This window comes from Trichlorobacter lovleyi (genome assembly GCF_015239775.1).
Taxonomy (GTDB): Bacteria; Desulfobacterota; Desulfuromonadia; order Geobacterales; family Pseudopelobacteraceae; genus Trichlorobacter; species Trichlorobacter lovleyi_B.
In genome coordinates, this window is the sequence record NZ_CP058409.1 from 2,973,200 (window position 1) to 2,993,070 (window position 19,871).

The following is a 19,871-nucleotide window of genomic DNA, read 5'->3' on the forward strand; positions in this document are numbered from 1 at the left end:
AGAATCACCGACAATCACTTGAGAATCCTGATAAACAGGGTATACTACCGCCGTCATTTCCTTTGGTGAAAGTGAGCGGCCATGACTATCCGCACACAGCTGATCATACTGGTACTGGTACCGCTGCTCTGCGCCGCAGGCGCTGCCGGCGGCATGCTCTATGGGCAACGTGCCGCCGCCCTTGCAGGCGAGGCGGTAGCCCAGACCGCCCCGCTCTCTGCAGAGCTGAATGACTTTGTCCTGTTCCTGCAGGAACCACCGCCAGGTTCCGGCAAGACAGCCCAATACCACCTGCAGGCAGCCCGCAACCGGATCAGCAGCCTGACCACAGGTCTGAAGCCGTTCTTCCCCTCCACAGATGAGCAGCAACTCCTTCAAAAACTCACCACAGCACCGCAGCACCTTTCAAAACAGCTTGATCAGATGACACGGGGCAGCAGCACCCTCTCCAGCCGCGGCGCCCTCCTGCTGACCCAGGAGATCAAGACGTTTCTCCCGGTAATTGACCAACTCAACAGCTACTACGCCCGCACCCTGCAGGCCCGCACCAACCAGATCAACACGCTGAACCAACTGTTACTGCTGGCAGCGGCAATCTGGCCTCTGCTCCTGTCCGTGCTGCTGTACCGCACCTTGGCCCACCCTCTGACACAGTTGAAAGATGCCGTGGCCGCTGTTACCCGTGGTGATCTTTCCTACCGCATCTCCGGTCAGCCAGCAGGAGAGCTGGGGCTCCTTGCAGGCTCCTTCAATAAAATGACCGAAGCCCGCCAGCGGGCTGAAGGTTCAGCAAAGGACAGTGAAGCACGACTGAAGGATGTCTTTGACAACCTGCCTATGCTGACCGTCTGCCTCGAGACCAACGGTGCCATCAGCTACTGCAATGACTACCTGCTGCAGATCACCGGCTACAGACGCCACGAGCTGATCGGTAAAAACTGGTTTGATCTCTTCATCGCAGAACCGGAGCCGGCCAGACAGGCCTTTAACCAGATGGTGACGAAAGCCGAGATCGTCCAGCACGACCAGAACGCCATCCTGACCAAATCAGGTGTACTGCGGACGGTGGCCTGGAGTAACACCCTCAACCACGACACCAGCGGGGCCATTAGCGGCGTCACCAGCATCGGCAGCGACATTACCGTCCAGCACGCTGCAGAACAGGCCCTGGAGCAAAGCCAGCGCATTCTCCGTTCTCTGGTGGACGGCAATCCTGAATCGCTCTACCTGGTGGATCGCACCGCAACGGTCCTGATTGCCAACAGCACCTTTGCACGGCGGCTTAATAAAAAAGGGCTCAGCCAGGTAACCGGCAGCAGCCTGGATGAACTGTTCAGCCCCGACGTGGCACAAAGACGCCGGGCCAGAATCGAGGAGGTCTTTTCCAGCGGCAGACCGCTGATCTTTAACGACGCCCAGGACCTCTGGCAGTTTGAACACCACCTCAACCCGGTCAGCACCCTTGACGGCGGCGTGGAAAGCGTCTCGATCCTGACCATCGACGTTACTGACCAGCGCCGTAATGAAGAGAACCTGCAGCAGGCCAATCAACTGCTCAAACAGAACAATGAAGAGCTTGAACAGCGGGTCGCTGAACGGACCCGTGAGCTGACCAGACTGAACGAAGAACTTGCCCTGGCCCGTGACACGGCAGAAGGGGCCAGCCGCTCAAAGAGCGAGTTTCTGGCCAATATGAGCCACGAAATCCGCACCCCGATGAATGCAATTCTGGGGCTGGTACATCTGGCCCTGCAAACCGACCTGAATCACAAACAACGGGAGTATCTGGATACCGTCAGCAACTCAGCCCAGTCGTTGCTGGGCATCATCAACGACATCCTTGATGTCTCCAAGATTGAGGCAGGCCGCCTGCAGATTGAAAAAACCAATTTTTCACTGGAAGGGGTGGTGACACGTGCCCTTGCCCTGCTGTCAATCAAGGCACGCGAGAAAGGGATCAACCTTGAACAGCAGGTTGACACCAGCATACCCGATGCCCTGGTGGGAGATCCGCTGCGCCTGGAGCAGGTCCTGGTCAACCTGCTGGGTAATGCCCTCAAGTTTACCGACAGCGGCACGGTCACGCTCCAGATCCGCCGGGGTGCAGAACGTGCCGACAGCGACGAGATAACAGTTGAGATCAGCATCACTGACACCGGCGTCGGGATGGATGAGCAGACGCTTGACCGCCTGTTCAAACCGTTCTCCCAGGGGGATACCTCCACCACCCGCACCCATGGCGGCACCGGCCTGGGCCTGACCATCTGCCGCCATCTGGTGGAAATGATGGGTGGCGCCATCAAGGTCACAAGCCGCCCCGGACAGGGTAGCTGTTTCACCTTCAGCGCTGTTTTCGGCATTGGAACCACCAGCGCACGCAGAAAGGCCGGATCAAACCGTAGTGCCCTGGTACAGCGCTACCGTTCTCTGCAGGGATTGCAACTGCTGGTGACGGAAGATCATCCGATCAACCGCCAGATCGCCCGCGAAATCCTTGAGGCAGTGGGTGTGCAGGTTGAAACCGCCAATAACGGCCGTGAGGCCGTCGCGTCAATGCACGACCACGGTGACAGGATTGACCTGATTCTGATGGATATCCAGATGCCGATCATGGACGGCTATGAAGCAACCCAGGAGATTCGTCGCCGCTACAGCCGCAACCGGCTACCGATCATCGCCATGACCGCCCACGCCTTGACTGAAGAACGGGAACGCTGCCTGTCTTCCGGTATGAATGAACACCTTGCCAAACCGATCGCAGTGGAAAAACTCTATGAACTGCTGGCACGCTTGACCGGCCGCGTTCCCGGCGCCCCTGCGGCCGATGAAACAGGAACCGAGTTGCCGGCAGACCTGCCGGACCAGCTGCCGCAGCAGTTGCCCGGCATCACGGTTGAAGCGGCTCTGAAGCGGGTGAATGGCAACACACGCCTCCTGAAACAACTGATCCGCATGTTTGCCCAGGAACATCAGGCAATGCCTGCCGAAGTCCGGCAGCTGATGGCAGATAACGATCTACCCTCTGCGGCGCGACTGGTCCACGGACTCAAGGGGGTTGCCGGCAATCTGGCGGCAGAGCGGCTGCATATTGCCGCTGCCAACCTTGAGGCGGCCCTCAAGAAACGGGATCCCAAGGCATCAGCGGCGTTGCTGCCGCTTTTTGAAGCCGCCCTGCAGGAGATCTGCTCGACAGCCGCCCTGCTGGACGAACCGGACACGATTTCAGCCGGTGCAAACACCGGATCTCCGGCTGAAATTGCCGCCCTGCTGGGAGAACTGCAGCATCTGCTGGAAATCCATTCGTTGGATATCACCACCCCCTTGAATCGCCTGCGCGGTCTGCTTCCGTCTGAATCGGATCGTCCCCAGTTGGCAGCCCTGGCTGACGCAGCCCAACGTCTTGATTATCAACAGGCTCTGATGCTGTTGCACACCCTGGCCGAAAAAACCGGCACCTGCGAGGAGACCCCGTGACACCGGAACGTGATGGAAAGCTCATGATCCTGCTGGTGGACGACGCCCCCACCAACATCCAGATGTTGAATGAGACCCTGAAGGACGGCTACCACCTCTTCTTTGCCACCAATGGTCGCGATGCCCTGCGGATTGCCTCAGAATCACTGCCGGACCTGATTCTGCTGGATGTCATCATGCCGGAAATGGACGGCTATGAGGTCTGCCGGAAGCTGAAGGCAGACCCTGTCCTGAGGGATGTACCGATCATCTTCATCACCGCCATGAGCCAGCAGGAAGATGAGGCGATCGGCCTTGAACTCGGGGCGGTTGATTATATTGCCAAGCCGTTCAACCCGACCATTGTCCGCTTAAGGATTCGCAACCAGATTGAACTGAAACGTCAACGTGATCTGCTGGCCCGGCTCTCCCATCTGGACGGCCTGACCGGCATACCCAACCGGCGGGCGCTGGATGAGGTACTGGAACGGGAATGGCGGCGTGGCAGCCGTTCCCTGAAGCCATTATCGCTGCTGATGATCGATATTGACCATTTCAAGGCCTATAATGACAGTTGCGGGCACCTGGCCGGTGACGACTGCCTGCGGACGGTTGCCCAGGCCCTCAAGCTGTCATTGGGGCGGGCGGCCGATTTTGTCGGGCGCTATGGCGGCGAGGAATTTCTGGCGGTTCTGCCGGAGACCGATGCAGACGGCGCCCAGGTGGTGGCCCGCGAGATCATCGAGCAAATGGCCAAGCTTGCCATTCCCCATCCTGCCTCACCACTGGGTGAACATGTCACGATCAGTATCGGTATTGCCACTGCCGTTGCCAAACGAGAGCACCAATCCGTCTGCCTGCTGCAAGAGGCGGACAGCGCCCTCTACCGGGCCAAACAGGAAGGACGCAACCGGATTGTAGCCACGCCGCTGCTCTCCTGCTGATCCCATGCCCAAGGAACTTACCCACTGGTGGCTGGCAGCAGAGGCAGTAAAACAGCTGCCGCTGGACCGGACCATCAGACAACTGCTTGAAGAGCACCAGGCAGCCTACCTGGTGGGAGCCGTGTTGCCCGACACCCTGCTGCATCTGGTGCGTGGCCCCTGGAGTGAGACCGCCCTGCAGCTGGCCCGGGGCTTTCATGAGCCTGCCGGCAGTAGCTATGCACCGCTGCTGCGTTTTGCCGAGCAAACCACACTCAGCCCTGCCGCCACCGCCTGCCTGCTGGGAATAGCCTCGCATATTGATGCAGACATCACCTTCCACCCCTACATCTGTGCCCTGGCGGGTGACGATCTGGGGCAGCATTACCGCCTGGAGACCGAGCTTGATCTCTGGTTGTTGTATCAGGGCAGGAAACCACCGGTCTTCCGGCTGGAGGAACTTTTGAGCGGGCCGGTCAGCGAGGTGGCGGCAACGGTATTACAGGGGGTTTTTGATCCGGAGAGAAAACTGCCGCAGGAGGTACTGCAGGAAACCATTCAGCTGCACAGCCGTATTCAGGCCATATACGGTTCTCCGTACTGGCAGCTCCTGGCCCGCCTGCTCGGAGTTTTACCGGTACCCAGCCTTCGTCGCTGGCAGAAACTGTTCTACCCCCCTGACTGGCAGCGGGGACGTGCGAGAGACTGGCCCGACCAATGGATCCATCACACCAGCGGTCAGCAACGTGGCGACACACCTGACGGACTTGCGGCTGATGCACTCAGCCGTATCGCAGGGTTGTTACGCAGGGTTGACGAACAGGGCAGTATCCGCAGTTTCCGGAGCCATCCCGGAGAAAACCTCATCACCGGCATGGCTCCGGCACAAACGGACCGGGATACTCCAATTCCAGATCAAGGATGATAGCAAGACGGCGAGGAACTCGGCGACGCAGGCGTACACGCAGTACGTTGAGGAGCCGATGACAAGCCAACGAAGATTGCGACTTGAAATGGAATTGAAATTACTCTTCCTGGCCGTACTCCCACAACAGCCGACGCAGCTGCTCGGTTGTAATCGGTTTGGGCAGGTAGGCATCCATGCCGGCATCAAGAAAGCGCTGTTTATCACCGATCATGGCATAGGCGGTCAGGGCAATGATCGGAATATGCCCGCCCTTCTCCGCCTCAGTGGCCCGGATAATCGCCGTGGCCTGCACGCCATCCATCTCGGGCATCTGGATATCCATCAGGATCAGGTCAAACGGCTCCTCCTGCCAGGCCTGCACGGCCTTGCGGCCGGTATCGGCAAAGCGTACCCGGTGCCCCTCCATCCGCAGGATGGCCTCCATCATTTTGCAGTTCACCACAGAATCCTCGGCCACCAGAATCCGCAGACGGCGGCAGATCTTCTGCGCTTCGTCACGGGCGGCACTGGCAAGCTCTGATGTCAGCTTTTTACTGATCGTGCACGGGATGCTACAGGTAAAGGTGCTCCCTTCGCCAATCCGGCTCTCAACCTTGATACTGCCCCCCAGCATCTCTGCCAGGTGCCGGGAGATCGCCAGGCCAAGCCCGGTACCGCCGAACTTACGGGTGGTGGAGAGGTCTTCCTGCACAAAGGGGCTGAAGACCCGTTCAATGTTTTCGGCCAGAATACCTTTGCCAGAATCCGAGACGATCAGGTCAAGCTGCACCGTATTGTCATCAAGGACACTGCCGGTCAGCCGCAGCCGGATGGCCCCCTGCTCCGTAAACTTGAGGGCATTGGACAACAGGTTGACGCCGATCTGCTGTATCCGGGCCGGATCTGACAGCAACAGCCCCGGCAGTCTGGCCCCCAGCGAGACATCAAAGCGCAGCCCCTTCTCCCGCACAATCGCGCCGAACATTCGCTCAAGCTGATTGACCAGCATGCGCGGGTCAAAGGGAACCGTGACGATCTCCAGCTTGCCCGCCTCGATCTTGGAGATATCCAGCACATCGCTGATGATATCCAGCAGGTTATTCGCAGCCGCCATGGAATCCTTGGCCAGCTCCTTCAACTCGCCGGCATCCAGGCGTTCCACCAGCAGCGAATTGATACCGATAATGGCATTCAAGGGGGTGCGGATCTCATGGCTCATGTTGGCCAGGAAGAGGCTCTTTGCCTCATTTGCCCCTTCAGCCGCCTGGCGGGCCTGCACCAGATCCTGCTGATTCTGGCGCAGCGCATTTTCCGCATCTATGCGGGCGGTGATGTCAATACCGACACTCAACATCTCAAGCACCTGGCCCTGATCATCATAAACCGGACGGTTATTCCAGGAAATCCAGACCAGACCGCCATCCTTACGCATATTCTGATTCAGGTTGACCCGGTACTGATCGGTATGTACGAAGATATCAGCCAGCAGCTGGTGCAGGTCGCGACCGTCCACCTGATTGTGCGGCACAATGGTCTGAAACAACGATTCTCCGATCAGCTCAGACGCCTCATAGCCAAAAAAACGGGCACCGTAATCATTAACAAAAATGATCAAGCCATCCCGTTTCCAGCGGAGGATGATACTGTCAGACCCCTGCACCAGCTCGCGATAGTTCCGTTCACTCTCCCGTAGTTCATGGGTCTTGCGGGCAATGATCCTGCGTAGGCCACGGTTCCAGAACAACAGCAGCAGTGCAAGCAGCGCCACACCGCCCAGTACCCACCAGAGCCAGTTATAACTGCTGTTGTATCGTGCAGCAGAACCGTACCAGGTTTCGTCGATCCGCTTAAGTTCAGCTGGTGTTATGGCGGCAAATCCTTTTTCAACCAGCTGTAGTGTCGCCATGTCTCCTTTTCTTACCGCACGGTGAAACTGTCCGCTATGCAGCGGTTCAGTCTGCTTGAAGCGGTCCACCATGCCCATTTTGTAGAGAAAATATGATGCGGGGGACTGATCAACAGAAAAGACCGCAACCTTGTCTTCTTTGGCAGCGCGTATGATCGCTTCGTAACTGGGATAGGTAACCAGGGTATCGATACCGTGCTGTCTCAGGAAGCCGATAATGGCGTCCCCTTCCTTGACGGCAATGGTAAATCCCTTCAGGGAGCCTATGTCTCGTATGCCGCTGATCTCGCGACGAAAGTAGACCGGCTGATCTATTTTCTGGTAGGGCTTACCAAAATCATACTTCTGGATGCGCTCCTCTGTTTTAAATATGGTATCAATAACATCAAACTCTCCGGCCTGCATCCGCTGCTGGGCAACGGCCCAATCCATGGCGCTCAGTTCTGCATGCACACCGGTCTTTTGTTCCCAGAGCTGCCACTGATCAACCAGAATGCCTTGCAGAGCGCCATCCGCAGACCTGAAGATAAAGGGAGGATAGTTGTCATCCATGACGACCCGGATAACCTGCTGCTGGCCCCGGCAGAGACAGGGCAGTACCAGCAACACCAGCAAACCGAGCAATAGACTACGTAGGGCCTTCATGACCGCACCTCACCTGCAGCGATAACCTCATCACCGGAAAAACCACCCTGCTGATGGCAACGAACCAGCTCAAATCCCAGCAGCACCACCAGCCAGCTGGTGTAGATCCAGATCAGCAGAAACGGCAGCAACGACAGGGCTCCGTAGATGGCATTATAACGTGTCACACCAAACTGAAAACGGAAATAGACCCAGTGGGCAAGCTGCCAGCAGGCCCCGGCGGCAACCCCTCCCGTCAGTGCCGAGGCAAACCTGACCTTTACGCCAGGCAGCAGCAGATACACCAGTACCAGCACCAGAGAACTGCAGAAGAAAGGGGTCAGCCTGAAGAGCAGCAGCACCCCTTCTCCGAGACTGGTGTTGTTGATCAGCCACTGAACCAGCCATTGGCTTTGAAGCAGCGAGGTCATGCCGATTGCCGTGGTCAGCAAAAGCGGCACTGCCGCAAGGACCAGCAGGTAGTCCAGACCGCGTCGCAGCAGGCTGCGCTGTTCGGCCCCCCCCCAGATCGCATTGAACGCCTCTCTGATGCTCTCCAGCAGAAACAACAGGGTAAGAATCAGCAGCAGGGTACTGAAAGAACCAAGCCCGGCAACCCTGGTGTTGCGTACATACTCATGCACCCTGGCAGCAATGACACTGGAATTACCGGTCAGCTGCTGCAGTATGAACGGTTCAACCAGCTCCCGCACGCCGACCGTTTGCAGCATCACAAAGACCAGCGCCAGTACCGGCACCAACGCCAGGGTTGTATCAAATGAAAGGGCAGAGGCCCGCAACATGCCCTGATGGCGTCCAAAGCGCTGCCACACGGCATGGATCGTCCTGATAGCTGTGTGCCAAGAGGGGAAAAGCACCGTCACCCTAAAGCAAGCTCTTTACCGCATCCAGCACAGCTGCATAATCAGGTTCACTGGTCACTTCCGGCACCTGCTGGATATACCGGATAACCCCCTGGGCATCCACGACAAAGATGCAACGGGAGAGCAGCAGTAACTCCTTGATCAGCACCCCGTAGTTGAGGCCGAAGGAGCGCTCACGGTAGTCGGACAGGGTCACCACCCGGTCAATTCCGGCAGCGCCGCACCAGCGCTTCTGGGCAAAAGGCAGATCGAGGCTGATGGTCAGCACCACGACATTTTCCGGCAGGCCAGCTGCTTCCTGGTTAAAGCGGCGGGTCTCGGTATCGCAGACCGGGGTGTCAAGCGACGGAACAGCACTGATCACCCTGATCTTCCCTGCATGGCTGTCCAGGCTGACCGGGGTAAGGGTAGTGTCAACCGTTAAAAAGTCAGGAGCCTTGTCACCGACCTTCAGCTCCGGTCCCAGCAGGGTCATCGGGTTACCTTTAAAAGTGATGCTGCCGCTGCGCTCATTCATGGTATTGTTCCTCCTCTGTCGATAGTTAGGAATAGTTCACGGCAAGCATACTTTTGAGTGGCAGGATGTCAAGCCGTTTCAACGAAAATGATCGGGCTTGACCTGCATCAAGGAGTTGGCGTCAACAGGGTGGTATGGTGACTCTCAGCACAACGCAACAAACCTACGGAGGCGCCAGATGAACACCACTCAACAAACCATTATCGGACAGCCATTCGACATGAACAGCCAGGTGGCCTACCAGCCCGGCTCGGTGGTCAGCCGCACCCTGATTGACAAAAAGATCGGCACCCTGACCCTGTTTGCCTTTGATGCGGGACAGGGGCTTTCAGAGCACACCGCCCCGTTTGATGCCGTGGTCCAGGTGCTGGACGGGACCGCCGCCGTTACCATCGACGGCACGCTGCATCAGGTGGCTGCCGGACAGATGATCATCATGCCGGCCAACCTGCCGCACGCACTCAAGGCCGAGGTCCCGTTCAAGATGCTGCTGGTCATGATCAGGGCGTAGAGATCAGCCAGACAGCTCCTTCTACAACCTGAACTGCCGTACCAGGGCCTGCAGCTCTTCCGCCTGATGCGCCAGACCGGCTGCAGCCCCGGCAGACTCATGGGCACCCTGTGAGGTCTGGTTCACCACCTGATTGATCTGGTTGATGTTATTGGTGATCTCACTGGTGGTCGCGGTCTGTTCTTCTGCTGCCGTGGCGATCTGACTGACCTGCATGGTCACGGCATTCACCTGTTCAAGGATTTCATTCAGGGCGGTTTCCAGCTGGATCGCTTCCGAGACCCCCTGTTCGGTGCCTCTCACCCCTTCCTCCATGGAAACGATGGCCTGCCTGGTCTCATTCTGGATGGCCCGGATCATCTCACTGATCTCTTTGGTGGCACGGGTGGTACGTTCCGCCAGGGCGCGCACCTCATCGGCAACCACGGCAAAACCGCGGCCCATCTCGCCCGCCCGTGCGGCCTCAATGGCGGCATTCAGAGCCAGCAGATTGGTCTGATCAGCAATATCTTCAATGGTTGAGACAATGGCACCAATCTGATCGGAGCGTCCCCCCAGCGATTCAACCAGCTTGGCATTGGCCTTGGTCCCCTCACCCCGCTGGCGAATGCCGTCAACGGTATGCCTGACCACATCAAACCCTTTTTGGGTGGTGTCTGCGGCATGCTGGGCGCTGTCTGCCGCCATATGGCAGTTATTGGCAATATCAGAGGAGGTGGCCGACATCTCTTCGCTGGCAGTTGCCACGGTACTGGCCTGGGCAGCCACCTCTTCGGTACCGGTGGACATCTGTTCGGCAGCAACCCGCAGCTGGCCGGAGGCTGACAGCAGTTGCGCCGATGTCTCGGTAAGCCGCCCGATCAGGTTACGCAGGTTGGTGGTCATGGTATTAAAGGCAGCACTCAGTTGACCGACCTCATCGCTGGAGTTCTGATCAACCGTGACATTCAGGTCGCCTCCGGCAATCTGTTCTGCCTTGCGGGTCAGGTCCTGCAACGGCGCGCTGATCAGGCGGGCGATCACAACCGCCTCAATCAGGCCGGCAATGATACAGACAACCAGCGCAACAAGAACCCAGGTCCGGGATGTTGCACTCAGGGAAACCATGGCAGAGCTGTCCTTGACCGTTTGCTTGACCTGTGCCGCCATAATGGCTTCAAGGGCCTTCAGGGCCCGATTGAAATTCTTGCTGGAGGCACCGCGGACAAGCTCACTGGCCTCAATATCCTTATTTTCCAAGGCCAGGGCAACAATCCTGGGGTTTTCCGCCAGGTACAAGGGGAGCGCTTCAGCAAATTCCGCATAGGCCTTTTTCTCTGCATCAGAATCCATCAATTTTTCATAGACCTGTTGCTCACTCTTCAGCTTCTCCAGCATCTCACTGTTACGTTTGACGTACTTTTCAATATCCTCTTTCTTTTCCGATAAGACCTCCAGCAGTTCTCCCCGGCGATAACTGCCGAAGTAGTCACTGATCCGGGAAATGGAGAGCAGCCCCGGCAGCTGCACCTTTGCCATATCCAGTGAGGAGGCGCTGATGCTACTGAGCCTGAGGATCATGAAAAGCCCCAGTGCTGCCATAAGAGTCAGAATAAACAGGAATGAGACAACCAGTTTGGTGCTGATCTTGAAGTTTCTGAACCATTGCATCACGATACCTCCCAAAACCTGTAATGGGACCACGTTTCAAAACGTTTCAAGCGTACCAGAGAGCGGGATACCTGCAAATGACAGCCCGCTTAAGGGTCGCAGCTGCTACCGGCAGATTATGTCGTTTTTCTGCATCACCTTGATCTCACCGCTATCCATGTCATACATCCAGCCGTGGATGGTCAGTTTGCCATCCAGCATGGCCCGCCGTACAAAGGGATATTCGTGCAGATGCTCCAGCTGCAGCCGGACGTTTTCCTCCTCAATCAGGCGCCGCCGCTGATCGTCAGTCACCTGCAGGCGCAACGAACGTAACTTGTCATCCACCCGCTCCAGCGCCTTGTAGGCATTGTTCAGCCAGATCGGGATATAGCGATCATCCGGGCTTTCATTGACCAGGGCATTGATGCCGCCGCAGTTGTAATGCCCGCAGACCACGACATCCGGTATGTTCAGGTGATTGATGGTGAACTCCAGCACCGCGGAAAGGTTCCAGTCGTTGGTGGCCACAATATTGCCCACGTTTCGGTGGACAAACACCTCTCCCGGCCTGGTCTGGGTGATGGTATTGACCGGTACCCTGGAGTCGGAGCAACCGATCCAGAGTACCGTTGGGCGTTGGTGTTTGGACAGCTCGGCAAAGTAGTCTTTCTCCCGGTCAAAGACCTCGGAGACAAAGCGCTTGTTGCCTTCCAGCAGGGTGGTGATCATGGCCGTACCTCCCGTGGAATATGGGGGCTACTTCACCAGCTTGGAAAGTTTTTTGAATGAGTCAGTACCGGCCGCCTTGAGCCATTGAAACAGCACCGATTCAGTGCAGGTGATCACCGCCCCGGCCTGTTGCATCATCCCTGTTGCCAACTGCTTGTTCTGTTCAGAACGGCTCATGACGGCATCCTGCACCAGATGCACGACATAGCCGGCATCCAGCAGCTCAACCGCCGTCTGCAGTACGCAGACATGGGTCTCCATACCGGTAATCACAATCTGCCGTCGCCCGCTGGCCCGAAGCTGCTCTACAAACTCCGTGCAGCCGCAGCAACTGAAGGTCATTTTCTCAAGCCGGGGGGCAGCCGCAGCCTTTTCCTGCAACTCCGCCAGGGTCTCGCCCAACCCCTTGACATACTGCTCCGTGATCACAACCGGCACCTGCAGTTCTGCGGCAGATTCAAGCAGAATAGCCGTGTTCGCGGTCAGACCGGCCAGCACCTGCGGGTCCATGGCCTTGCACAGCCGCTCCTGCACATCAATCACCACCAATACAGAATCTGCTGCATCGAGAAAAAAACGCTGCCGAATGGTTGTCATATCCGCCTCCTGTTTTTATAACCACAGTGTAGAGTTATTTTTCTTGTCGTGCAAGGTATAGCTGGATAGAAAACAGCAACAGGCAGAAATAGCGTTCTATTTTATTCAGGAGCAGGTGTGGGCTTTGTCCTCGTGCTGCTCCTGAATCAACACAAACGGGCTTACCACCAACATGGAGAACAGCTTGTCAGGCACGTCATTCCATGCTGCAACCTGTTCGGCAGTCGGCTTTGAGACAAGCCGTGACGCCAGCCAGGACTGCACGGCAGCAGCGTCGTCCGCCACGAGCCGTTCCCCCACCACAGCCAGCTCCAACATCCCCTCAACCAGTATTAAGGCCCCCCGTTCATTGTGGGCACGCAGCCACTGCCACTGGGCTGTATCAACCTGTGCCGCCAATCCCTGCATGGCGTCATCCTGCATAGAACATTTCCTCCTCTGGACAAAATTACGGTTCAGCTCCATTTTGTTGCTTGAATCATGGCTGTTTTCTGCTTAAATGTGAAGACAAACCTTTTCCAAGGAGCCAGCCATGGCCTTCTCAGGTGATCTGGAACACCTTTCCATAGTTGATGTGATCCAACTGTTGCATACGACCCGCAAGACCGGCACCTTGAAGGTACAGGGGCGCAAAGGGGAGATCTCGGTTGCCTTCAGCGACGGCTATATCGTGGGGGCAAGCCATTATTCAAAGGGAGCCCTGATCGGCACGATCCTGCAGGAGGCCGGGGTAATCACGGCCGAGACCCTGCAAAAGGCCCTGACTATCCAGGAACAGGCCGGCAAAGACAGAAAACCGCTGGTTGCAACGTTGTTGGAGAACGGGTTTGCTGATCGGGATGCCGCCTACCGTGGCCTTGAAACCTTGATCGAGCTGGCGATCGTCGAGATGCTGACCTGGAAAAAAGGGAGCTTTGCCCTGCAGGTGGATGAGATACTGCTCTGTGACGAATTCCGCTATTTCCCCGACAAGTTAGACCAGGAGATTACCCTGCCCACCGAGCATGTCCTGATGGATGCCTTGAGGATCTTTGACGAAAAGATGCGGGACGGCCTGCTGACGATGGAAGACGAGCCAGCCGAGATACAGCCCCCTGCTGCACCGGAACAACCGGACAGCAGCACGGTCCTCTCGGCTGATGATCTCGGTCTGGGCGATCTGGATACGGTCAAACGCAAGCTGCCTGCCTTCCATGAGGCCCTGAAAGATCAGTCCTCCCCATCGGATCTGCTGCAGTCCAAGTTCAACGCCGTCCTGAAAGACACCAGCGCCAGCCTGCAGCAGGTGGGCAGCCTGCCGGAAACCGCCAGAATCCTGTTGGAAACCGTGGCAGCCCTGTTTCCCCGCGCCCTGACCCTGGTGGCCTGGGATACCGAACTGGTGGCAGAGCGGGGGATCGGCATCACCACCCCCCGGGATGCCGGTCCCGGACCGGTCATGGGGTTCAAGATCCCGCTTGGCAGTGGCGCTCTGTTCAGTTTTATTCTTGACAAGGGGCACCTTTTCTACGGTAAATCCGATGATCAGGCCTTGCAAGAATATCTCTACCCGGTTATCGGAGCACCGGCAGACAACACGATACTCCTGCTGCCGCTGAAACTGGGTAAACGGGTTGTCTCGCTGATTTACGCTGACTTCGGCACCCAGCAGGCTGCAGAGGTGCCCACGGTTCAGCTGGAAGGGTGTGCCGAGCATGCCGGTCTGGCGATTGAAAGCGCCCTGCTGCGTAAGCAGCAAACCACGAAAACCACCTGACAGGGGAACATCACATGGACATGAACCTGCTCAACCAGATCCTGGGGATTGCCTTTGAAAAACGGGTCTCCGACCTGCACTTCGAGGTGGACAACCCGCCGTTTTTCAGGGCACACGGCCAACTGATCCGTTCAAAACTGCCCTCCCTGACCCCGCAGGACACCGAATTTATCGCCAAGACCGTGCTGGCCCAGAGCAATCGCCAGTTGCCCGAAGACCTGCGGGAACTTGATGCTGCCTACGCCCTGTCCAATGGCGGCCGGTTCCGGGTCAGCATCTTCCGCCAACGCTGCAGCGTCGGCATCGTCATGCGGGTCATCCCTCCCTACATTGCCGCCTTTAACGAGCTGAACCTGCCACCGGTGCTGGGAGAGATCTGCCAGGCCCCCAACGGCCTGATCCTGGTCACCGGCCCGACGGGAAACGGCAAGTCCACCACCCTGGCCTCCATGCTGCAGTTCATCAACCAGAACGACAGTTTCAACATCATCACCATAGAGGATCCGATTGAATTTCTGTTTGCCTCAGACAAAAGCTGCATCATTCAACGTGAAGTCGGGATCGATACCGGCAGCTTCAGCGCCGCCCTGAAGGCCTCACTGCGGATGGACCCTGACGTGATCATGGTGGGGGAGATGCGGGATCTGGAGACTATTGACTCCTGCATCAAGGCGGCCGAGACCGGCCACCTGGTCTTCTCCACCCTGCATACCCAGAGCGCCTCTTCAACCATCAACCGCCTGGTGGGGCACTTCCCCCCCGACGCCCAGGAGGTGATCCGCCAGCGGCTGGCCGACATTCTGGTGGCAACCGTGTCGTTACGCCTGATTAACGACAAGACCGGCGAACGGGTACTACCGGTGGTTGAGATCATGCGCACCACCACCACTATTCAGGCCTGCATCCGTGAGGGACGTTTCGACGAGATCGAGAAGCATATCGAGAACGGCCGCACCCAGTACCAGATGCAGTCCCTTGATCAGCACCTGGTACAGCTCTGTCAGCAGGAACTGATTACCTTTGAGCAGGCCAAACGGATCACCCGTTCCATGGACCTGGAGCGGAAACTGACATTCACCGGAGAATAGCAACGCCATCACAAGGAGGATTCGCTATGAAATTGGTTAAACTGCTGATCTTGGCACTCTGTGCCGGCCTGACCACGGTTTCTGTCTGCAGCGCCGACGAGAACGTGGAAGAGCTGCTGCAGCCCCAGGTCTACGACCTTGGTGAAACACCGAAACCGCCGCCGGTCAAGATCAAGAAACAGATACCGCCCCCGAAACCGGCACCAAAACCGGAGGTTGACAAGTTTGTACCGCCGCCACCTCCTCCACCACGCTACGAGGCACCTCCGGTCGCACCGCCGCCACGGCCCCAAATGGGAGACGACAGCCACTTCATCCAGCCTGACGACTACTTCATCCAGCGCCACGGCCTGGAGGGGCACACCTGGATCTGGGTGGAACTGGCAAAAATGGTGAATGCCCCGAGCGGCAGCACCAAGGGCGAAGCGGAGTTCATGAAGGTCAGGGATGGCAAGAACTACTGGACCAGCCATTACTGGCAGACCAGGATCGCCTCCCAGAACGAACTGCGCTTGGGTCTGGTGGTAATCGCCTTTAATGATTACCGCCGCCATGACGTCTATGGCGCACCAGAGAAGAAGGACCGCGCCCGCGGCGGCAGCTGGTTTATGGCCAAGATCACTGACACGTCGGATCTGTACAAAGGGTACGTCACCGTCTCCGGCAACTACAAGGTAAGCCTCCAGAACCTGCGGGTGATCGTGTACTGATCCGCCACGCCAAAACCTTACCGTAACAGAACAGGGGGTGTCCGGACCGGACACCCCCTGTGTTTTGTGCAACGCTGGATCAAGGCAATTTATAAACTATACGCCCATAAAAAATAAAAAAACAGACTGGAAAATTCTGCCGAATCTGACGATAGTATACTTAACGGTAGCGCTAACCGGAAGAGCAGAAGGCACCAGAACGACGAGCAGGAAAGGTGATCTGCATCGAAGATGTACTCAGCGAACATAGTGATCCACAGTACCTGTCCGGCGCACTCCAGGCGCCGGAACTCCCGTGAAACAGGGATGTAAGTATCAGAGGCCCGCGAACCATCGCGGGCCTTTCACGTTCCGCAGGCCGCTTGCATCCGCTCCAGGGCCTGCTGCAACAGGCTCCGGGGACAACCAAAATTAAGCCTGACAAACCCCGGCGCCCCGAACGGCGCCCCATCCGACAGCCCCACCCCGCCCCGCTCGAACAGACTGGCCGGATCAGCCACCTGCAGCCCCCGTGCATCAATCCAGGCCAGATAGGTTGCCTCCACCGGCCAGGTCTTCAGGCCGGGAACCGCCTGAACGGTCTCCAGCACCAGGTCACGGTTCTGCCGCAGATACGCACGCAGCGCCTGCCGCCAGGCTTCAGCATCGCGATAGGCCGCCAGGGCGGCCGTATAGCCCAGCAGGTTGACATGGGGCACGATCCCGGCCATCACCCCCCGGAACGACTGTCGCAGCCGCTTATCGGGAATAATGGCAAAGGAACAGCCCAGACCGGGAATATTATAGGTCTTGCTGGGGGCCAGCAGGGTAATGGTACGGTGGGCCAACTCCGGTGCAAGGGTGGCGAAAGGAATATGCGTTTTGCCACTATCCAACACCAGTCCGGCGTGAATCTCGTCAGAACAGACCATCAGGTCATGGCGTTCAACCAGATCCGCCAGCGCCAGCTGTTCTGACCGGCTCCAGACCCGCCCCACCGGATTGTGGGGGCTGCAAAGCATCAGCAGCCTGGTGCGGGGAGTAATGGCCTGCTCCAACGCCTCCAGATCCATCTCCCAGCCTCCCTGCTGTTCGACCAGCGGGACACTGATCAGTTCACGCCCGGCAAGTCCCGGCGCAGTCAAAAACGGCGGGTAGACCGGAGTAAAGGTAACAACCGCATCCCCGGGAGCCCCCACGGCACGGCAGCTCACATTCAGACCGCAGACCAGCCCCGGCAGCCAGACCAGCCACTCCGGCTGCACCTGCCAGCTGTACTCGTGCCGCAGCATTGCCAGCACAACAGCAACCAGCTCTTCAGGCGGTCTGCTGTAGCCGAAAACGCCATGAGCAACCCGCTGCTGCAGGGCCTCCAGCACTGCCGGCGGTGAACGGAAATCCATATCAGCCACCCAGAGCGGAATAATATCCTGCCCGGCATAGCGATCCCACTTCTCACTGGCGGTATTACGACGATCAACCACCCTGTCAAAATCGAACATCACAACAGCTCCCAGATGGTTAATTCAGCAATGCTATGCTGGAACTTGCGTCGGGTCTCGCGGATCACAAACGGCAGATCCTGCGGCTCACCCAACAGCCTGAAACGGGGTGACAGGACCGCCTTCAGGCCGTCAATCCCCCACACCGGCTCACCTGCCTCACGGTAGCCCCCCAGCCACTCCTCTTTCTTCGTGAACTCTTCCGACCAGCTGTAGGGGGATGCAAGCACCAACAGAGCGCCCCGGTTCATCCGCTGGTGAATGGTGTTCAAAAACCTGCGTGGCGAGTAGAGCCGGTCAATCAGGTTGGCTGCCAGCACCAGATCATAACCGCGAAACTTCTCCGGCAGGTTACAGGCATCGGCCTGGTAGAACTGTACCCGCTGTTTGGTCTGCTCAAGCCCGAACTCAGCCAGGGTCACTTCGTGGAACGAAACGATCTCACCCTCTTCAGGAAAGGCATAGCGCAGCCCCCCTTCCTCCTGCATCCTGGCAGCCAGCCTGAAAAAACGGGTGGAAAAATCCAGGCCGGTTACCTGCTGGAAACCGCCCCCGGCCAGCTCGAAGCTGGCCCGCCCCACGGCACAGCCCAGGTCCAGGGCGTGTCCCATCCTGCGTCCCAGCATCAGCCCGAGGCAGATCTCAGCGCAGCTTTTGGGAAAGTTGGGCACGCCAAACTGCTCCGGCCCGTAGTGGGCATGACAGTACTGGGCTGCCAGGGAGTCGCGTTCGTACTGATCATCATGGATCACCACCGGGGCGCTGCTCTCAACATAACGAAACCCGGCATGCTGAAAAAAATGCCGCCGGAAGGCATAGCGGGCATGCCGGGTGGCCTCATTGCCGGTTGAGATCCAGGAGCCGCCCTTGATCAGGTTATGACGGGTATCAAAGGTGGGGGTGGAGAAGTCATCGTACCAGGGATGCACGGCAAAACCGTGAAACGGGTAGATCGGGGTCTCGGTCCATTGCCAGACATTGCCGATCAGGTCAAAAAAATCACCCTGCTGAAAACGATCCACCGGACAGGAGGAAGCCCAGTATGCCAGGTTGATATTGCCCGGTGCACGATCCCAGTCTGTCTGATCAGGCAGGTTGCAGAGATCATGCAAGCGGTGCCATTCATCCTCGGTGGGCAAACGGACCGGCTTCCCGCTCTGCGCGGTCTTCCAGGTGCAGAACGCCCCGGCCTCCAGACAATTGACCTCCACCGGCCAGTTCCAGGGCATCGGAATCTCACTGGCCATGGTACGCAGCAGCCAGCCTGCCTCGCTTTTGATCCAGAACAGGGGATACTCTGCCTGTTTGAACTGACGCCAGCTCCAGCCCTCTTCGGTCCACCACTGCTGATCGCCATAGCAGCCTGCCTCGACAAAGGCCAGAAATTCACGGTTGGAGACCAGATACTGGGCAGCCATGAAGTCGGCCACTTCGGCATTATGGCTGCCGTACTCGTTATCCCAACCGTAGAGCGGGTGATCTTTGGGCCGGCCCAGATGCACCGTACCGGCGGGGACCGGCAGCAGCCGGTTCTGCGGGGGTTCACCCGCGTCAGGGCAGATATCCCAGAAAGGCAGCTGCTGCACCTGATCATGGGGCAGTTGGCGGATCAGGACCGACGAGGTTTCCAGATGAATCCGCTCATGCTCGATCCCCATCATGACCGCCCACCAGGGTGACTCCCAGGTAATGGGCAGCGTCAGCGGCATGGTACGGATCAGTCGCTCCAGCACGGAGCGAACCTGATCCCGGTACGCCTTGACCGCCGCCACCGATGGCCAGTCATAGTGGCTCTGGTCCAGATCATCCCAGGACATCTCGTCCACCCCCACCGCGAACATCGATTCAAAGGCCGGGTTGATCCGCTGTTCAAGCACCTTGGCAATGATCAGCTTGTTGATAAAAAAGGTTGCGGTATGGCCGTAGTAAAAGATCAGCGGATGGCGCAGCCGGTCGGGCCGCAGGTAAAAGGCCTCATCACAGCGCAGGGTTTCATACAGTTTTTCATCGATGTCAAAGCTGGCATGAAAGTAGTCAAGAATCTCCTGCCGTTTCTGTTCAGGGTCGCCGCTGTCCAGCACAACCGTATGTCTATCCTTCAGGCTCATCTCATCCCCCTTTTTTCTGCACGCTCAATGCCTGCCAGTATAGCC

General features: G+C 57.9%; 16 protein-coding genes. 7 read left to right on the top strand and 9 right to left on the bottom strand.

Translation table 11 applies throughout. From position 1 onward, the window contains the following. The first annotated feature begins 81 nt into the window (after window positions 1-81). The 3 genes from FY034_RS13730 to FY034_RS13740 are packed head-to-tail and all read left to right on the top strand — an operon-like array spanning window position 82 to window position 5,301. Window positions 82-3,474 (top strand): ATP-binding protein, encoded by a 3,393-nt coding sequence (locus FY034_RS13730; RefSeq protein ID WP_265551503.1) that lies wholly within the window; start codon window positions 82-84, stop codon window positions 3,472-3,474. After that, window positions 3,471-4,397 (top strand): diguanylate cyclase domain-containing protein, encoded by a 927-nt coding sequence (locus FY034_RS13735; RefSeq protein WP_265551505.1) that lies wholly within the window; start codon window positions 3,471-3,473, stop codon window positions 4,395-4,397. The genes FY034_RS13730 and FY034_RS13735 overlap by 4 nt, the downstream gene beginning before the upstream one ends. Before the next feature lie 4 nt (window positions 4,398-4,401). After that, entirely contained in the window at window positions 4,402-5,301 is a 900-nt protein-coding gene (locus FY034_RS13740) for a zinc dependent phospholipase C family protein (protein WP_265551507.1), read from the top strand. 100 nt (window positions 5,302-5,401) lie between these two features. Here the strand turns inward: FY034_RS13740 and FY034_RS13745 are convergent, their stop codons facing one another. From FY034_RS13745 to tpx, 3 genes are read right to left on the bottom strand one after another with little or no spacing between them, the layout of a single operon-like run. After that, window positions 5,402-7,834, bottom strand: a complete 2,433-nt coding sequence (locus FY034_RS13745; RefSeq protein ID WP_265551509.1) for a response regulator — start codon at window positions 7,832-7,834, stop codon at window positions 5,402-5,404. Next, complete coding sequence (locus tag FY034_RS13750; protein ID WP_265551511.1) at window positions 7,831-8,646, bottom strand: YihY/virulence factor BrkB family protein; 816 nt, start codon at window positions 8,644-8,646, stop codon at window positions 7,831-7,833. The genes FY034_RS13745 and FY034_RS13750 overlap by 4 nt, the downstream gene beginning before the upstream one ends. Before the next feature lie 52 nt (window positions 8,647-8,698). After that, window positions 8,699-9,214 (bottom strand): thiol peroxidase, encoded by a 516-nt coding sequence (gene tpx / locus FY034_RS13755; protein WP_265551513.1) that lies wholly within the window; start codon window positions 9,212-9,214, stop codon window positions 8,699-8,701. Window positions 9,215-9,392: 178 nt separating this feature from the next. Between tpx and FY034_RS13760 the strand changes: the two genes are divergently transcribed. Continuing rightward, on the top strand, window positions 9,393-9,725 hold the full coding sequence (locus FY034_RS13760; protein WP_265551515.1) for a cupin domain-containing protein: 333 nt from the start codon (window positions 9,393-9,395) through the stop codon (window positions 9,723-9,725). A 21-nt stretch (window positions 9,726-9,746) separates the two neighbouring features. Here FY034_RS13760 and FY034_RS13765 read toward each other — a convergent pair whose 3' ends face one another. From FY034_RS13765 to FY034_RS13780, 4 genes are all read right to left on the bottom strand, one after another. Then, entirely contained in the window at window positions 9,747-11,375 is a 1,629-nt protein-coding gene (locus FY034_RS13765) for a methyl-accepting chemotaxis protein (RefSeq protein WP_265551517.1), read from the bottom strand. 105 nt (window positions 11,376-11,480) lie between these two features. After that, window positions 11,481-12,086 carry a carbonic anhydrase gene (locus FY034_RS13770; RefSeq protein WP_265551519.1) on the bottom strand — a complete coding sequence of 202 codons (606 nt, stop codon included), beginning with the start codon at window positions 12,084-12,086 and terminating at the stop codon, window positions 11,481-11,483. Window positions 12,087-12,113: 27 nt separating this feature from the next. Then, window positions 12,114-12,683 (bottom strand): hydrolase, encoded by a 570-nt coding sequence (locus FY034_RS13775; protein ID WP_265551522.1) that lies wholly within the window; start codon window positions 12,681-12,683, stop codon window positions 12,114-12,116. A 105-nt stretch (window positions 12,684-12,788) separates the two neighbouring features. Beyond that, window positions 12,789-13,106: a DUF2288 domain-containing protein gene (locus FY034_RS13780; protein ID WP_265551524.1), complete on the bottom strand. Its 318-nt coding sequence runs from the start codon at window positions 13,104-13,106 to the stop codon at window positions 12,789-12,791. Between the two features lie 109 nt (window positions 13,107-13,215). Here FY034_RS13780 and FY034_RS13785 point away from each other — a divergent pair, with 109 nt between their 5' ends. Genes FY034_RS13785 through FY034_RS13795 form a run of 3 tightly spaced genes read left to right on the top strand, consistent with a single transcriptional unit; the run spans window position 13,216 to window position 16,237 of the window. Then, window positions 13,216-14,439, top strand: coding sequence for a DUF4388 domain-containing protein (locus FY034_RS13785; protein WP_265551525.1), 1,224 nt, complete (start codon window positions 13,216-13,218; stop codon window positions 14,437-14,439). A gap of 14 nt (window positions 14,440-14,453) precedes the next feature. Beyond that, on the top strand, window positions 14,454-15,527 hold the full coding sequence (locus tag FY034_RS13790; protein ID WP_265551527.1) for a type IV pilus twitching motility protein PilT: 1,074 nt from the start codon (window positions 14,454-14,456) through the stop codon (window positions 15,525-15,527). Window positions 15,528-15,553: 26 nt separating this feature from the next. Continuing rightward, the gene (locus FY034_RS13795) at window positions 15,554-16,237 is read left to right on the top strand and encodes a hypothetical protein (protein ID WP_265551529.1); all 684 of its coding nucleotides are present in this window, start codon (window positions 15,554-15,556) and stop codon (window positions 16,235-16,237) included. Between the two features lie 344 nt (window positions 16,238-16,581). Here FY034_RS13795 and FY034_RS13800 read toward each other — a convergent pair whose 3' ends face one another. Together FY034_RS13800 and ovoA are read right to left on the bottom strand one after the other, a co-directional pair. Further along, complete coding sequence (locus FY034_RS13800) at window positions 16,582-17,718, bottom strand: MalY/PatB family protein (protein WP_265551531.1); 1,137 nt, start codon at window positions 17,716-17,718, stop codon at window positions 16,582-16,584. After that, window positions 17,718-19,826: a 5-histidylcysteine sulfoxide synthase gene (gene ovoA, locus FY034_RS13805; protein ID WP_265551533.1), complete on the bottom strand. Its 2,109-nt coding sequence runs from the start codon at window positions 19,824-19,826 to the stop codon at window positions 17,718-17,720. Before ovoA ends, FY034_RS13800 begins: the two co-directional genes overlap by 1 nt. Window positions 19,827-19,871 lie beyond the last annotated feature (45 nt).

Excerpts from the sequence above, each read along its gene's own strand:
- FY034_RS13730 (WP_265551503.1), top strand. The coding sequence starts at position 82 with ATGACTATCCGCACACAGCTGATCATACTGGTACTGGTACCGCTGCTC.
- FY034_RS13740 (WP_265551507.1), top strand. The coding sequence starts at position 4,402 with ATGCCCAAGGAACTTACCCACTGGTGGCTGGCAGCAGAGGCAGTAAAA.
- FY034_RS13745 (WP_265551509.1), bottom strand. The coding sequence starts at position 7,834 with ATGAAGGCCCTACGTAGTCTATTGCTCGGTTTGCTGGTGTTGCTGGTA.
- tpx (WP_265551513.1), bottom strand. The coding sequence starts at position 9,214 with ATGAATGAGCGCAGCGGCAGCATCACTTTTAAAGGTAACCCGATGACC.
- FY034_RS13760 (WP_265551515.1), top strand. The coding sequence starts at position 9,393 with ATGAACACCACTCAACAAACCATTATCGGACAGCCATTCGACATGAAC.
- FY034_RS13765 (WP_265551517.1), bottom strand. The coding sequence starts at position 11,375 with ATGCAATGGTTCAGAAACTTCAAGATCAGCACCAAACTGGTTGTCTCA.
- FY034_RS13770 (WP_265551519.1), bottom strand. The coding sequence starts at position 12,086 with ATGATCACCACCCTGCTGGAAGGCAACAAGCGCTTTGTCTCCGAGGTC.
- FY034_RS13775 (WP_265551522.1), bottom strand. The coding sequence starts at position 12,683 with ATGACAACCATTCGGCAGCGTTTTTTTCTCGATGCAGCAGATTCTGTA.
- FY034_RS13780 (WP_265551524.1), bottom strand. The coding sequence starts at position 13,106 with ATGCAGGATGACGCCATGCAGGGATTGGCGGCACAGGTTGATACAGCC.
- FY034_RS13785 (WP_265551525.1), top strand. The coding sequence starts at position 13,216 with ATGGCCTTCTCAGGTGATCTGGAACACCTTTCCATAGTTGATGTGATC.
- FY034_RS13790 (WP_265551527.1), top strand. The coding sequence starts at position 14,454 with ATGGACATGAACCTGCTCAACCAGATCCTGGGGATTGCCTTTGAAAAA.
- FY034_RS13795 (WP_265551529.1), top strand. The coding sequence starts at position 15,554 with ATGAAATTGGTTAAACTGCTGATCTTGGCACTCTGTGCCGGCCTGACC.
- FY034_RS13800 (WP_265551531.1), bottom strand. The coding sequence starts at position 17,718 with ATGTTCGATTTTGACAGGGTGGTTGATCGTCGTAATACCGCCAGTGAG.
- ovoA (WP_265551533.1), bottom strand. The coding sequence starts at position 19,826 with ATGAGCCTGAAGGATAGACATACGGTTGTGCTGGACAGCGGCGACCCT.